Genomic DNA, 15,360 nt, shown 5'->3' on the forward strand with positions numbered 1-15,360 from the left:
GCTCGCCTTTTACCGCGCGGCTCTCGCCGGCGGGCAGGCATTGGGGGAGACGGCGGCGAGCGCGCCGATGTCGCGCAGTCCGTACTGCAGGCCGACATAGTTGCCGTCGTAGCCGGGCGCCGCGAGCGAGCCGGCCGGCGGCCCAGAGCGCGAGCTCAGCGTGCAAAAGGACTGCAGCGGCTGCGCGATCTGCACGCGGCTGTCGTGCGCGAGCTTCTCGAGCACGGCGTCGCGGGTCTCCAGGCCCGTCACCTCGAACACGGCGCAGTGCACCTTCAATTCGACGATCGGCCAAGCCGTCACCTCGCGCAGCCGGTAGTCGTTCGCGAGCGCGGCCACGGTCGTGCGCGCGCTGCCGTAGGCCGCATAGCCGGGCGCGCCGCCGTAGCCGCCGGCCGTCGTGCCGGCGATCAGCGGCACCGATTCGCTCGGGTTGGCCACGGTCACGACGATCATGCGGTCGCCGTGGTCCTTCATCTGCTCGAGGGCGGCGGGATCGATCTCGACGTTGGACGGCGGAATCAAGCCGCTACACGCGCAGGCCGCCACGAGCGGCAGCAGGAGGCACGCGAGCCGCTTGCCAGGTTTCGTCCCGAGCGCCCTGCCCAGCCGTTTCAGCGCCGCCTCGAGGCGCGTTTCATCTGAGGTATTCAATAGGGTCTTCTCTCAAGGGGTTATGGCGGGATGCTGACCGTGAGTGTCGATTCCGGCGCAAAACGTTGCGGCGCGCCACACGAAATTCCGGGTATCCGTATTCCGCGCTGGATTTGTCATTGTGCGGCGCAGTGAGAGCGGCGGGTGCAAGCGGCTGCCGAGGTGCCGCAGAGCAGCCAGTTGCGGCCGTTGGCGGAGTGCGCCAGGATATTGCACCGCTTCGCCGGTTGGACGATCGTAAGCGCCTGATCAAGGCTGCCTTTTGTGCGTGAGTACGTGACGTTGTAAGGCGGCGATGGTGCCCGCGAAATATCCACACGCATCGGATACCTGAGTACACATTGTCATGGCCGCTTCATCCACGGCCATTAGTCTACCGATCATTACGAACTGTAATCATGACGTTGCCGCCATCGTGCGGAAACGCCTTCATCCGGGGTGCTCATGTACAAGACTCTCCTTCTTGCCGGTGCGGTTGCAGCGACGTTCATCGCGTGCAGCAACGGTCCCGTGGACACCACCGCGAAACTGGGCGATACAACGTCGACGCTGTTGTCGACCGGACAGCGAATCACGCCGGGGGCGGCGCCCGGCGCGACGCTCGTAGCGCTGAATCCGGGGCTGAAGGACTTGCCCGATTTCGTCGCCGGTCAGCCGGTGTCGGAAGCGCTCAGTCCCGATCGCAAGACCCTGCTCGTGCTGACGAGCGGCTACAACAACGTGTTGGACGCGCAAGGCAAGCTGATCAAGGCCGATTCGGGTGAATACGTGTTCGTGTTCGACGTGTCTGGCGGCGCGCCGGTGAAGAAGCAGGTGCTGCAGGTGCCCGATACCTACGTCGGCATCGTGTTCGCGCCGGACGGCCAGCATTTCTACGTGACGGGCGGAGGCGACGACGACCTGCACGTGTTCGCGCTCACGCAGGGTGCGTGGGGCGAGGTTGGCGCGCCGATCGCGCTGCATCACAAGGGCGGCAACGGCATCGGCAGCTCGCCGCTCGCGACCGGCGTCGACGTGACGGCGGACGGCCAGCGCGCGGTGGTCGCGAACCGCTATCACGACTCCGTCACGCTCGTCGATCTCGCGGGAGGCGCGGTCATCGCCGAGCGCGACCTGCGGCCGGGCAAGAGCGATGGCGCGTCCGGTGCGCCGGGCGGCGAATACCCGAACGCGGTGCGCATCGTCGGCAACCATACCGCCTACGTGTCGAGCGAACGCGACCGCGAGATCGTCGCCGTCGACATCTCGACGAATGCGCCGCGCGTGGCCGCGCGCATTCCGGTCAAGGGCAATCCGAACAAGATGGTGCTGAACCGCGCTCAGACGCGCCTCTTTGTCGCGTCCGACAACGCCGACATCGTGTCGGTGATCGACACGGCGGCGAACCGGGTCGTGTCGAGCGTATCGACGGTGGCGCCGGCGGGGCTCATCACCGAGATGCAGTATCGCGGCGCGTCGCCGAACGGGCTTGCATTGTCGGCGGACGAGCAGACGCTGTACGTGACCAACCGCGGCACCAACGACGTCGCGGTCGTATCGCTGGCGGGTGATACGCCGACAGTGACCGGATTGATCCCGACCGGCTGGTATCCGTCGGACGTCGCTGCGGGGCCGGGCAACGCGCTCTACGTTGTCTATACGAAGAACATGCCGGGCCCGAACGGCGGCAACTGCCTCGGCTACGGCGCGACGCCGTGCCCGGTGAAGCACACGCCCGTCGCGCAGGTGCAAAACCAGTACATCGCCCAGCTCAGCAAGGGCGGCTTCATGTGGATGCCGGCGCTGGATCGCGCGGCGCTCGACCGGCTGACGAAACAGGTTGCGGACAACAACAGCTTCAACGCGGCGCTCACGGCAGCCGACATCGCGACGATGTCGGCGCTGCGCCAGAAGATCCGGCATGTGATCTACATCGTCAAGGAGAACCGCACGTACGACCAGATCCTCGGCGATCTGGGCCGCGGCAACGGCGATCCGTCGCTCGCGGAATTTCCGGATGCGACGACGCCCAACATGCACGCGCTCGCGAAGACATTCGTGACGCTCGACAACTTCCACGATTCCGGCGACGTGAGCGGCAACGGCTGGCCGTGGACCACCGGTGCGCGCGAATCCGACGCCGGCGCGAAGATGCTGCCCGTCAACTACGCGAACAGCCCGGTCCGGTCCACATCGCCCACATCGCGCGGCGGCTCGTACGACTGGGAAGGCGCCAACCGCAACGTCAACGTCGGCCTGTCGGGTGCGCGGCGCCAAGCCGCGAATCCCGCGCTGCCGGCCGACCCCGACCTGTTGCCGGGCAACGCGGACGTGTCCGCGCCGGACGGGCCGTCCGACGCTGTTCAGCAGGGCTACATCTGGAACGCCGCGCTGCGTGCGGGGCTGACGGTGCGCAACTACGGTTTCTTCATTGACCTGACGCGCTATATCGGCAGCAATGCGATTCCGCGCGACCGCACGCCGTTCGTCGACCACGTGCTGCAAGCGTATGCAACGAGCCCCGCGCTGATCGATCGCACCGATCCGTTCTTCCGAGGCTACGACAACGGTTACCCCGACCTGTATCGCGAACTGGAATGGGAGCGCGAATTCAAGGGTTTCGTCGGCAATGGCCAGATGCCGGCGCTGACGCTGCTGCGCTTGCCGCACGACCACACGGGCGCGTACGCGGCGGCAATCGACGGCGTGAACACGCCGGAGCTGCAGCTGGCCGACAACGACTACGCGGTGGGCCGCGTCGCGCAGGCGGTCGCGAACAGTCCATACGCGGCGAACACGCTGATCTTCGTTGTCGAGGACGACGCGCAGGACGGACCGGATCATGTCGACGCGCACCGCAGCACCGCGTTCGTGATCGGGCCGTATGTGAAGCAGGGTTCGGTGGTGAGCACGCACTACACGACTGTCAACATGATCCGTACGATCACCGAGGTGCTCGGTCTCGATCACCTCGGCCTGTTTGACGCGACGCAAGGGCCGATGACCGATGCGTTCGACCTGAACAAGTCGACGTGGACTTACAAGGCGGTCGCGTCGGGGCTGCTCGCGAACACGCAGTTACCGATCCCGGCGGGTGACATCAAGACCGCCGCGCTGAGGCCAACGCACGGGATGCGTTACTGGGCGTCGGTGACGCGCGGGATGGATTTTTCGGTCGAGGACCGGGTCGACGCGGTCGCATACAACAAGGTGCTGTGGAAGGGGCTGATGGGTGCGAAGGCGTATCCCGTGCGGCCGGGAGAGGCGCAGACGGAGAGGAAGCGTGACGACGACGACGACGATGCGCCGGTGGCCGCGAAGCGTGGAATGAAGGGCTGACGACCGCACCTCGAGTGGTCCTCCAATTTTTATCTTGTGTAGTCGATTCGGTGCCGAATGCAATCGGAAGAGAAGCCGGTTTGGCCGGGTGTATCCGTGCTCGTTTGGCGTGATTCAAAGCGCGGTTTTTTGCATCGCAAGTCGCAATTGTTCACCTTTGCTCATGCGAGGCAGAGGTGTATTGCGCATAGTGCGCTCTTCTCTGGCGTGCTGACATGCATGCCTCGGCTTGAATCCCACCTCGGGGCGTGATCTTTTTTGTGGCTGGCCGAGTGCGGCCAAAAGGAGCCATTCAGGTCCCGGCAGAAAGCAGCCATTACTAGCGCCAAGTCGAAATGGTGTCCCCCAGAGATTTTCGCAAATTCATTAATAGCCTTTCGGATAAATCGAAGTTCAACTTGAATATATTCCAGTTGGTTAAGTCGCGTGGCGCAAGCCTAGAAAATTAATGAAACTCAGCAAATCAGTTACCATGTCGTCTTTTAAATCCGGAGAAATTTATGGCGATCCCACTTTATTTCGAAGCCAAATGCCCAAGATGTGAGAGATATGGGAAATTTCAGATTTCAGAAAACAGCACAGATAACGGCTCCGTGGTTGCAGAAATGTATCATCATGATGAGTGGCGGACCTATGACTTTGGACTTTTTTCGGTCGTTTCCTTTTGCGGAAGTTGCAATAATTTTGTCTGCGCCTGCGTTTCTGTCATTCATGATGAAGTTAAAAATTCGACCGCATCTCTAGAAAATTTCTCTGACGAGCATAGGCAGCTCAAGCAAAGCAAGGACCTGATAATAAATTTTGACGTACCAGCTCTATTTCCACCAAAGTACTTTCCCCCCCTCACTGTGGATATTTTCGACTTGTATAATCAGGCAGAAAAATGCTACCGCCTGCAAGCATGGGATGCTGTAGGAATTTTGTGCAGAAAAATTATTGACATTAAATCAATTCACATGTGGAATGCGCGCTTTCCAGATAAAAAACCAGCACAACCGCTGTTCGCGAGAATGAAACAACTCCTCGTCGGCGATATCAGTGGAACGAGCGATGATAAAAACGCCGAGATAAGAAACCTTCTTGATTTTGATAATATCGATCATCGGCTATTCTACGACATGGATAACATTAGAGCTAACGGAAACGATGCAACGCATGGTCTAGTAGCTTACCTTGCTGACGACGCTGAGTCCGCTCTTATATATACGAAAAATTTTATGGAATTATCGGGCAAGTGGACTTCTTCACATAGAAAGAAATAAAAATACGGCCCCTAGGTCTAGCGGTAAAAATAATGGAGAAGGAATTGGCGTCCCAATCTTCGAGGCGACGTGAGTGACGACTTTGTGTCGGAAGCGGCTGATGATGAATGGCCGCCTCAGGCCATAATTCGAACATTTTCACTAACTTCCGTAATGCAGACATTTACCTCCCACTGTATATTGACACCCGGGGTCACGCTGGGGTAGAGTCCCGTGGTATCGGTTGACTCTGCATTATCGCTTTTGCGACAGTGAACACATGGAAAAAGTAAAAATTAAACTCGTTACTGTTGGTCATTTGCCGCTGCACCTCAACCTCAACACGGTTTCGGCATGGAAATCTGAGGTTTTTGAGTTGATCGGCGACGTGGAAAACTACGAATTACGCTGTGACTCGGATATAGGTAATTGGACGTTCTCCGATAAATTACTTAAAGAACAACTTCCCCCCAAAGCAAATTACAACGCCGACTTTCTAATTTCGATTGTCAATGTTCCGCTCGAAGATAACTGGTTTGCTAGACCGCTTGGCGACAAGCAGATCATCTTCACATTTTTCGAAATTAAAGATATTTTAAATGCGGAGAACATTCCGCTTGCAAATGCAATTCTGCGTGTTCTGTACGCATACTCGCTTCGCTACCGGCGATCAGGAAACAAGATTCCGGAAATTGATGCAGCGCCAAATTTTACTCACGATGAAACACGAGGATGCCTTTTCGATATGAACGGCATAAAGACCGATCTCGTTGAATCATGCAACAAGCCTATAATTTGCGAAGAATGCGAGACGCGAAGCAAGAGTGAGCGCATTCCAAATCAAACTATCAAGATTATACAAAAAGAAATAAGGAAAATCCGGAAGCCCATTTACTATAGAGCCCTCGATTTTGTAAAGTCAAAACCCGTTATTGCGCTAGTGATTTCAAGTGTGTTTGCGATATCACTCGGAGTAATGGGATCATTAATTGCCTCGTACATCTACGACATCATTAAACCGCATCCTAATACTGGCGAAACACGTCAATCCACCGGTCCCGACAAGGTTGCCCAGTGATTTTCGATATTCAAATGTCCGCTTTTCCATCGCCTGATTGACCGCTTCGGGGCGAACTCCGACCTTGCTCGTCACGCAGCGATGTGTAGAATCATTCGTCCGACCAATCGCACGACGTGCAAAAAATGATAATCAAATCCGCGGACGATAAAGAGACGTCCATCAAAACGCTCCAAGCAATTCTGAAAATTCCCGAGCTACCAGCGAGCAAACGTGCGATGGTCGACCAGGAGATCCGCACCACAAGATCGGGCATCAACGGCGAGGAAATGACCGCCTACCTCATCGACTTCGGACTGAAGGCCAGCAATAGCACAATGATTCTCCACGATTTGCGGCTCGAGACCGGCGATGGCCGTGTCGCGCAGATCGACCACCTTCTGATTCACCGCACCAACCGCATCTGGGTACTGGAAACCAAGAAGTTTGCCCGCGGCGTGAAAATCACGGAGGACGGCGAATTTTTGCGCTGGAATGGGAAGTTTTACGAAGGTATGCCGTCGCCGCTGGAACAGAACAAGCGTCATATTCAGGTTTTGCGAGAGGTCATACGAGGCCTTGGCAACTCGGCACCAACGATCCGCGACTACCTCGGGTACGTCATTGTTTCACCTAACGCGCGCATCGACCGGCCGAAGAAGTTCAATACGTCGCTCGTCGTCAAGGCAGACAGCTTCCTGACATCCTTCGACAAGGATCTGGACAAAGCCGGTTTTTTCACGGTGCTGGGAGGACTCTTCAATGAAGAGCACGTCAGCCTAGCTAAAAAGCTACTGGCGATGCACAAGCCCATCGACTTTGACTACGCGGCGCGCTTCGGCGTATCGAGAGAAGCGATCCAGAGAGTGCTGAATCCTGCCTCGCCGCAAGTCATCCAGCGCGTGCCGACCGACACACCCGCCGCACCCATCCCGGCGCCGATGGCGGTGCAGCAGCCTACGGCTGTAGTTGCCCCCGCAGCGGCCTCCATTGCGCCCGCCAGCCCCGCTTTCCCACGCGAGCAAAACACAGTGCCCTGGGAAGAATACGACCTTGATCCCGACGGGCTAGAACACCTGGGCCTGACCGGCCCGTCAGAGGCCGCAAAGCTGCCTGTGCTGGTCGACGCAGACGAGCAGCCGGCGACACTGGCCGCCGAGCGCACGCGCGAACAGCAAGCCACCGCTGTCGTCCTGACCGACACGGCGCGCGCGCCGGCCGCGGACAACACTGAGGGAGCGGAGCATCGCTGCCGGAATTGCGACTCCGAGAACCTCTACATTGCATACGGACAGTACGGCTACTATTTCAAGTGTCGCGCCTGCGCCGGCAACACTCCGATCAGGATTAGCTGCGGGCAGCGCGGGCATCGCGAGCGCATTCGCAAGGAGGGCTCGAAGTTTTTTCGGGAATGCGCTGCGTGCGAGTCGAGCAGCCTGTTCTTCCAAAACGTGTGATGTGAACAACAGGCATCGGGCAAACGCGGTTGAAGGCGCCCGAGGTATTTGCGATCTATTAACGCCCTCGGATCGCTCTCAGGTTCTGCGCGGCGTCGCGCTTCCCGTTATGTGGGGAAGGGCTACTTCTCAAACTAAAAACCCGCTCTCGCCAGCCTCGACGGGCGAGAGCACATAAGACAGCACCCACGCTGCACGGAGTTCACACGGCTGACGGGATTAGAGTTGAACAGACGGCCGGGATCGCCGACCCACGCATCACGTCGATTGCACCCGATGCGGTGGCGGCCTGCGTAAGCCGAGACTTCAGTACCAGCAATTCCCCACTACCGAAAACAAGCCATAATCGCTGGTTTTGACGGCCCGGCCCTTCAGGGAACCCATGGACAACCCCAGCCGCTCGGAACGCTCCCGCAACGCCGCCATCCAGGCGGCGCTCACCATCATTGCCCGCGACGGTCCGGGCAAGCTCACGTTCGAAGCGCTCTCGCGCGAGAGCGGGATCAGCAAAGGCGGACTGATGCATCAGTTCCGCACCAAGGTCGACGTGCTGAAGGCCTTGCTCCAGCACCAGAGCGACCACCTCGAAAAATTCTCGCAGGATTACCAGGCGGCGCTCGCGCCGGCCAAGGCCGAGCCGGCGCTGGCCGCCCAGATCGCGACGCTGCGCGAGGCCACGGCCCAATCGCAGTCCGTGGCGCTCGCGATCGTCGCCGCGCTCATCGAAGCGCCCGATTTGCTCGAGGGCAATCGCGAGTTGGCGGCGCGCCACGCCAAGACCATCCAGGCCGAAGCGGCCGATCCGGATCTGTCGATGCTGCGCTGGGAAGCCGCGCTCGGGCTCACGCTGTCGCAATTGTTCGGGATAAGCCCGCTGTCCGAGAAAGAGCGCGACCGGCTGTTCGAATGTCTGCTCGACGATGAAAGATGGACGGCGCACGCGGCGGTCCCGAAGGCGCCGCGCGGCCGCAAGCCGGGCGTGGGAGACTGAGCCCGGCAGCCCGTGGCGGCGGGCCGCGCCGCCGCGAGCGTTACAGCAGGCGCTCAGTGCTGAGCCTGATCGAGGCCGCCTTGCGCGGCCCAGTCGAAGTCGTTGACGCCGGCAATGCCGTCCGCGCCGGCGACGTCGTGCGTTTCGATCTGGTTGAACGTGTCCGAGTTGGCGAGCATGAACTTCGCCGCGTTCGACACCTCCGACGGCGTGCCGCTCTGCGGGTTGTACGCGATCTGGTAGAGCTGGCCGGGGTTCAGCGTGTTGATGTCGTGCTCGTGCATGTACGAGGCCAACGCGCCTGCCGCGCTCTGCGCCGTCATCGACGCGCCGCCGGCATCTTGCGTCGGCAGCGAAGCATCTCCGCCTTCGGCCGCCCACGCCATGTCGTTCGCGCCGGCGATGCCGTCCGCGCCCGGCCAGTCGTGCGTCTCGATCTGGTTGTACACGTCCGGGTTCTGCAGCATGAACTTCGCCGCGTTCGAGACGCCCTCCGGCGTGCCCGCCTTCGGGTTGTACGCCATCTGGTAGAGCTGGTTGAGATCGAGCGTGTTGATGCCGTTCTGATTCATGTAGGCCGAAAGCGCGCTCGCCGCGGTCTGCGTGTCCAGATTCGCCGGATCGGTGTTGTCGAGCCCGCCCTCGGCCGCCCACTGGAAGTCATTCACGCCCGCGATGCCGTCCGCGCCCGCGACGTCGTGCGTCTCGATCTGGTTGAAGGCGTCCGGGTTCGCGAGCATCGCCTTCGCCGCTTCCGTCACATCGGGCGGCGTGCCCGCCTGCGGGTTGTACGCCATCTGATAGAGCTGGTTCGGGTCGAGCGTCTTGATGCCGTTCTGGCTCATGTAGCTCGCGAGCGCGCCGGCCGCGCTCTGGACGTTCACCTGGCCGATGTTCGCGTCATCGGTGTCCGACGCGCCGGCCGATGCCGTATCGCCGCTGTCGAGCCCGACCTGCGCGGCCCAGTCGAAATCGTTCGCACCCGCGATGCCGTCCGCGCCCGCGACGTCGTGCGTCTCGATCTGGTTGAAGACGTCCGGGTTCTGCAGCATGAACTTGGCCGCCGCCGAGACGTCCGGCGGCGTGCCCGCCTTCGGGCTGTACGCCATCTGGTAGAGCTGGTTGGGGTTCAGCGTATTGATGCCGTTCTGGTGCATGTAGCCCGCCAGCGCGCCGGCCGCGCTCTGGGCCGTCATGCCGGAGCCCTCGTCCGCCGTGCCGGCGCTATCGGCGCTATCGGCGCTATCGGCGCTATCGGCGCTATCGGCGCTATCGGCGCTATCGGTGCCGCCAAGATCGGAGAGGTCGATGCCGTCCTGCTTGAGCATTTCCTGGATCATCTGATCGATCGATGCGAGCGCGGAATCGTAGAGCGGCTTGAAGTCAGGGGCTCCGGAGTAGGTTTGCAGATTTGCCGAAACATCCGCACCGGCCGGATCGGCGGACACGGAGTTGTTGATGGATACGCTCATGGTGGACCTCGAGGTGTGGTGGATGATCCGCACCGCACGCCGCGGCACGGGTCTGGCCGTGCGAGCTGCGCGCGCCCCAGCTCGATGCCGGCGATGCGGACCGTACGCGCCACTCTGCACACCACGATATCCGGCGAGCCGCCCGGCCATGATTGCGGCGGGCGAAATCCGCGCGACTTCAGCGAAAATCAGCCGACGCTCTGCGCCAAGCGGCTTCGCAGCCACGCCGTCAATTCCGCCGCGGGCATCGGGCGCGCGAAGAAATAGCCCTGGGCGACCTCGCAGCCTTGCGCGAGCAGAATCGTTCTCTGCGCATCGGTTTCCACACCCTCGGCGACGACGTCCAGGCTCAGGCTCGCGCCGATGCCCATCACCGCGCAGGCCAGCGCCCTCGCCCCTTCGTCCGATTCGAGCTCGCGCACGAAGCTCTTGTCGAGCTTCAACTCGCTGACGGGCAGGCGATGCAGATAGCTCAGGCTCGAATAGCCGGTGCCGAAGTCGTCGATCGACAGGCCCACGCCAAGCCGGTGCACTTCCCCGAGCGTGGCGAGGCCGCCCGAGGCCGCGTCGAGCAGGACGCTCTCGGTCACCTCCAGCACCAGGTCGCCGGGCGCGAGCCCCCAGGCCGTCAAGGTGCGGCTGATGAGGCCGGGCAGCCGGCGGTCGCAGAAGCTTGTCGGCGACACGTTGACCGACACGTGCGGGATCGCGGCGCTCGCCGCGGCCGGGTCCGCGCCCGCGTCCCTGCTCCATTGCGCGCGCCACTCCGCCAGCTGACGGCAAGCGCGGCGCAGAACCCAATGATCGAGCTCCGTGATGAAGCCGCCCTCCTCGGCAAGCGGAATGAAGCGGTCCGGCGGCACGACGCCGAACTCCGGATGCCGCCAGCGGGCAAGCGCCTCGACGCCGTGGAGACTGCCGTCGCTCAAGCACACCTGCGGCTGGTAGTGCAGTTGCAGTTCGTCGGAGGCAAGCGCGTTGCGCAACGCCGTCTCGAACTTCAGGCGGTCTTGGGCGACGCGGTTCAACTCGGCGCTGAACATCGCATAGCGGTGCCGCCCGGCCGCCTTGGCCTGGTACATCGCCATGTCCGCGTGCAGCAGCAGCGTATTCATCTCGTGGCCGTGCCGCGGAAAGATCGCGATGCCGGCGCTCGCCGTCGGCGTGAGCGTCGTGCTGCCGACCGTCACCGGCTCGTGCAGCGCCGCCATGATCCGCTCGCACAGCGCCCTCGCCTCTTCCTCGCCGCACGGCGACAGCACGACGACGAACTCGTCGCCCGACAGCCGCCCGGCGAAATCGAACGCGCGCAGGCAGCCCTTGAGACGCTGCGCCACTTCGCACAGCAGCGTGTCGCCCGCGGGGTGCCCGAGCGAATCGTTGACGTGCTTGAAGCGGTCGAGATCGATGAACAGGACCGCGAGCGTATGGTCCGTGCGCGCCGCGCTGGCGAGCAGCGACTCCGTGTGCGCGATCAGGAAGGCTCGGTTCGGCAAGCCCGTCAGGCTGTCGTAGAACGCGAGGCGCCGGATGTTTTCCTTGCTCGCCTCGCGCTCGAGCGCGAGCGCGCAGAGGTTCAGGCTCACGTCGACGAGCCGCCGGTGGAGCAGGTCGGGCTCGCGCGCCTCGCGGTAATAGAACGTGAGCTTGCCGAGCAGACGCCCGTCGCTCGAACGGATCGCATGCGACCAGTACGCCGCGAGGCCGCCGGCGCGTGCGAGCGCCCTGAATGGCGCGAGGCACGAGCTCGCGGAGATGTCCGCGAACACGAGCGGCTGGCCGTCGAGGCCGGTGATGCCGCACGCGTGCAGGTCGGCGCCGACCACGAGCCCGTCGACGGCGCTGATGTAATCGTGCGGCAGGCTCGGCGCCGCGAGCGTCGACAGACGCCCCTGCTTGTCGATGCTGCAGATCGACGTGACGATCTCCGGCGCGATGCGCTCGACTTCGAGACAGATCAGCATCATCACGTCGAGGATGGGCGCCTCGCGCGCCATCGCGCTCAGGACCTTCTGCTGCAGCACCTCGTGCATCTTGGTGTTGGTGATGTCGGTCCACACGCCCACCATGTTCGTGCAGGCGCCGTACTCGTCGATCACCATGTTGACGACGGCCTGGATCCACAGCGGCTTGCCGCAGCGGTCGTAGACCAGGATCTCGACGCGGAAGCTCTCGCGCGCGGCGAGACGCGCCTTGATGTACTCGAGCGTTTTCTCGTCGGTGTAGCGGCCGCGCACGACCGTGCTCGGCACCTTGCCGTACATGTCGGCGAGCCCGTAGCCGAGCATGCGCGTGAAGCCGTCGTTGATATAGATGGTGCGGCCGTCGACGCCCACCACGATGATCGCGCTGTCGGTCTCGTTGACCGCGAGCGAAAGCAGGCGCCGCTCCTCGCGCCGCTTGACCTCGTGGGTCACGTCGCGGATGAACGCCGTGTAGAGCACGCCAGCCTCGGCATAGACCTTGGAGATCGACATCGAGCCCCATCGTATCGAGCCGTCCGAACGTTCGATGACGACTTCGCGGCTCGTGCCGACGATGTGGTTCACGCCGGTGTCGCGATTCGCGTCGACATAGCTGTCGTGCTGCGCGCGGATGCCGCGCGGCACCAGCATGCTGACGTTGCGCCCGAGCACCTCGGCGCGCGGCCGGCCCCAGAGCGCCTCGGCGGACGCGTTGAAAAGCGTGACGCAGTTGCGCGCGTCGATCACGACGACGGCGTCGACGGCCTGCTCGAGCGTCTGGATCAAGGTCCCGCGCGCCTGGCTGGCGGTCAGCGAGTCGGTGGCTGCCAACGCCGACGCTGGTGCGTCCGCGGGCGAATGGGCGGATGCGGGAGGGTCAACGGCAACGGATGATTCGGTCATGGCGCAAGCGTGCTTTCGAAACAAATCGATGCGAAAGCGGTTGGCTTTCGTCACCGGCGCATATTTGCTAACGACCGGGTAAGGAAATTCTTGAGGGTTTGTGGGTTTTTGCGAAGAAAGGTATGAAGATTTCGAGAACTAAAGCCGCTTGGAAAACCCCACCGTGATGCCATGCGGCAGGATCTGCACGAAAAGCGGCGCCTACCAGGTGGTGCTCAGATACCCGACCGCCGCGCTCAATGCCCAGCCTGCAAGCACATCGCTCTGCCAATGTGCCCCGCCCAGCTCCGTTGCCACCACACCGTATTCCAAGCCGACCTGTACGTTGCGGCTCCAGATGCCGCTCTCGTCGTGGCCGATCTCGTGATCGATGCCGAACGGGCCGCCACCCGCCTGCGCGACTGACACAGCGAGCGCGGCGAACGCCGCGGCGCAACCGCGTATGAGCCGATGTTGCAATCGAGACGTCTTCTGATCCATGCAGACCTCGCAGAACGTCGCAGGCGCTTCGCAAGGCGTAGCGATAGTCGTGGGCTCAGCAGTACCCGGTCGCACGCAGACCGCGATCCTGCCTTGCAGCGTCTTTTCAACGGGCTCTATGCGCGCGCGGCCTGCCACGACATGCCGCTCGGCGAGATGGCTTGCGAAGCGGCCGTGCTGCAACTGGCCGCGCATCTGCGCAAGCGCCTCGTGCCGTCGCAGCGCACGGCGGCCTCGGAACAATCGATCCGCCACGCGAAGGAGCGCATCGATACCGACCCGTCCGCGCCCGTCACGCAACCTGCTCATTGACTGCGCGGCTTGGCGGCACTGCTCGAGAGCCGATTCTCGACGCAATTTCGTGGCGCGGCGCCATTGGCCATCTGCTCGCGTCCGTGCCCATGCCTCAGGAAGTCGATTGCGCGGTCGCCGAAGAAGGCCGTGATGCGAAGAAGCTTGTCCATGGCCTGGCTTTGCAGCACCTCGCCGCTTTCATATTTGTTGAACGACTTCGGGCCACCGCCGAAGAGTTCGGAAGCTTCCTTCTGGCTCAGCCCAAATGCCTCTCTCAAGCGGGCGATTTCCACTCCGGACAACAAGCCAAGCTTTTCCCGCAACTGCTCGCGCTTCGCCACATAGGCCTGCTTCATTGTGGCGTGGTTCGCTTCGGTTTGCTCCGCCGAAAACCAACGCTGCCCGCACTGCGAGCACACGGAGGCGCGCAGGCCATCGAGATCCAGTGTGATTCCGCGGAATTCCTGGGTGTCGCTGTAGGTGATCTCGGATGCCTGCCCGCTTCCGCAGTTCGGGCAGGCTTTCCGTTGCAATGCGGCTCGAATGTGGGTCATGGCTCAACTTCCAGATGAATGCAATGTCACGAGTCCAGTCAAGTCTCCGTTCTCGTCCTCCACGACGGTAACCTTCAGCGACAAAGAGATGCAACCGCACAAAGGCCGCTCAACTCGGCGCCGCTTTTCATCGTCCCAATGGATCTCGTATTGATCGGCTATCACCGTCGGATGGCCGGGCAAGGTGCTGACAGCGCAATCGAACCGCGTCTTTTGAAAGTCGGCGGGCGTCAGCCCCAATAGCACCGCTTTGACATCCTCGTTGGTACAACCCAGGTCGTCCATCAGCTTCCATGCCCGGCCGAACCAAGAGCGTCCGTCGACCTCGTTCAGAAAATCCCAGCAATCCTTGGAGACGAGTTCCTGTAATCGTGTGAGATCGAAGTATGGCATAAGCGGTAAAAAATCACCATTATGGTGACTAACTTCCTTTTCAATGGTTGAGCTTTGTTCGACTGTGCGCAGGCTTCGGCGCAACTGGCCGGAGCGTATCGACGCGATGCTGCCCGCGCCGGCGATGTTCACGGCGCTCCGCGCTGTCTTGACCAGAGGTTCAGGAAATGAGTGTATTCAGCGCCACGTCTGCGTAAATCTGGCCGAACGGCCGACGAGCGCTCCGCGCTGCCTTTGCAGACGCCGGAGCAAACGAGCAAGAGCCGGTAGGGCCTATTGCTGGCGCAAACAGGCCCATACCCCGCACGCTCACCCAACCGGCGCGTCCGCGCCTTCGCTCGTCCCCGCCCACGCCTCGAAATCGCGCCGAAATAACCGACGCCCGCGTTGTTGACGAGCACGTCGATGCGGCCGAACTGCGCTTGGGCGAGCCGCACACTCTCAACAATCTGCTCGGGCTTCGTCACGTCGAGACGCAGGGCGAGCACCTGGTCGCCGAATGGCTTCGCGAGATCGGCGACCTGCTCGGGATGACACGCGGTCACGGCCACGCGATAGCCGCGCTCGAGGACGACTCGAATG

The 15,360-nt window shown here is 61.9% G+C and carries 13 protein-coding genes; 6 read left to right on the forward strand and 7 right to left on the reverse strand.

Annotated elements, in window-relative coordinates:
- Window positions 1–9: 9 nt before the first annotated feature.
- Window positions 10–654, reverse strand: coding sequence for a hypothetical protein (locus FAZ69_RS27005; protein ID WP_136898161.1), 645 nt, complete (start codon window positions 652–654; stop codon window positions 10–12).
- 444 nt (window positions 655–1,098) lie between these two features.
- Here FAZ69_RS27005 and FAZ69_RS27010 point away from each other — a divergent pair, with 444 nt between their 5' ends.
- The 5 genes from FAZ69_RS27010 (at window position 1,099) to FAZ69_RS27030 (ending at window position 8,718) form a co-directional block, all read left to right on the forward strand.
- Window positions 1,099–3,972, forward strand: coding sequence for a bifunctional YncE family protein/alkaline phosphatase family protein (locus FAZ69_RS27010; protein WP_136898162.1), 2,874 nt, complete (start codon window positions 1,099–1,101; stop codon window positions 3,970–3,972).
- 500 nt (window positions 3,973–4,472) lie between these two features.
- The gene (locus tag FAZ69_RS27015) at window positions 4,473–5,234 is read left to right on the forward strand and encodes a hypothetical protein (RefSeq protein WP_136898163.1); all 762 of its coding nucleotides are present in this window, start codon (window positions 4,473–4,475) and stop codon (window positions 5,232–5,234) included.
- Between the two features lie 259 nt (window positions 5,235–5,493).
- Window positions 5,494–6,291, forward strand: coding sequence for a hypothetical protein (locus FAZ69_RS27020; protein ID WP_136898164.1), 798 nt, complete (start codon window positions 5,494–5,496; stop codon window positions 6,289–6,291).
- Window positions 6,292–6,416: 125 nt separating this feature from the next.
- On the forward strand, window positions 6,417–7,727 hold the full coding sequence (locus FAZ69_RS34080) for a nuclease-related domain-containing protein (protein ID WP_240702478.1): 1,311 nt from the start codon (window positions 6,417–6,419) through the stop codon (window positions 7,725–7,727).
- 382 nt (window positions 7,728–8,109) lie between these two features.
- On the forward strand, window positions 8,110–8,718 hold the full coding sequence (locus tag FAZ69_RS27030; RefSeq protein WP_136898165.1) for a TetR/AcrR family transcriptional regulator: 609 nt from the start codon (window positions 8,110–8,112) through the stop codon (window positions 8,716–8,718).
- A gap of 53 nt (window positions 8,719–8,771) precedes the next feature.
- Here the strand turns inward: FAZ69_RS27030 and FAZ69_RS34585 are convergent, their stop codons facing one another.
- From FAZ69_RS34585 to FAZ69_RS27045, 3 genes are all read right to left on the reverse strand, one after another.
- Window positions 8,772–10,190 (reverse strand): hypothetical protein, encoded by a 1,419-nt coding sequence (locus FAZ69_RS34585; protein WP_136898166.1) that lies wholly within the window; start codon window positions 10,188–10,190, stop codon window positions 8,772–8,774.
- Window positions 10,191–10,378: 188 nt separating this feature from the next.
- Entirely contained in the window at window positions 10,379–12,985 is a 2,607-nt protein-coding gene (locus FAZ69_RS27040) for an EAL domain-containing protein (protein ID WP_240702479.1), read from the reverse strand.
- 273 nt (window positions 12,986–13,258) lie between these two features.
- Entirely contained in the window at window positions 13,259–13,537 is a 279-nt protein-coding gene (locus FAZ69_RS27045; protein ID WP_240702480.1) for a phosphatase PAP2 family protein, read from the reverse strand.
- A gap of 93 nt (window positions 13,538–13,630) precedes the next feature.
- Between FAZ69_RS27045 and FAZ69_RS27050 the strand changes: the two genes are divergently transcribed.
- Entirely contained in the window at window positions 13,631–13,849 is a 219-nt protein-coding gene (locus FAZ69_RS27050; protein ID WP_136898168.1) for a hypothetical protein, read from the forward strand.
- Here the strand turns inward: FAZ69_RS27050 and FAZ69_RS27055 are convergent.
- The 3 genes from FAZ69_RS27055 to FAZ69_RS34495 are packed head-to-tail and all read right to left on the reverse strand — an operon-like array spanning window position 13,843 to window position 15,329.
- A complete protein-coding gene (locus FAZ69_RS27055; RefSeq protein ID WP_136898169.1) occupies window positions 13,843–14,385 on the reverse strand; it encodes a type II toxin-antitoxin system MqsA family antitoxin in 543 nt (180 codons plus the stop codon). The genes FAZ69_RS27050 and FAZ69_RS27055 overlap by 7 nt on opposite strands.
- A 3-nt stretch (window positions 14,386–14,388) precedes the next feature.
- Entirely contained in the window at window positions 14,389–14,910 is a 522-nt protein-coding gene (locus tag FAZ69_RS27060) for a type II toxin-antitoxin system MqsR family toxin (RefSeq protein WP_136898170.1), read from the reverse strand.
- Window positions 14,907–15,329, reverse strand: a complete 423-nt coding sequence (locus FAZ69_RS34495; RefSeq protein ID WP_206171242.1) for an SDR family NAD(P)-dependent oxidoreductase — start codon at window positions 15,327–15,329, stop codon at window positions 14,907–14,909. Before FAZ69_RS34495 ends, FAZ69_RS27060 begins: the two co-directional genes overlap by 4 nt.
- Window positions 15,330–15,360 lie beyond the last annotated feature (31 nt).

This window comes from Trinickia terrae (assembly GCF_005144415.1).
In the GTDB taxonomy this organism is placed as follows: Bacteria; Pseudomonadota; Gammaproteobacteria; order Burkholderiales; family Burkholderiaceae; genus Trinickia_A; species Trinickia_A terrae.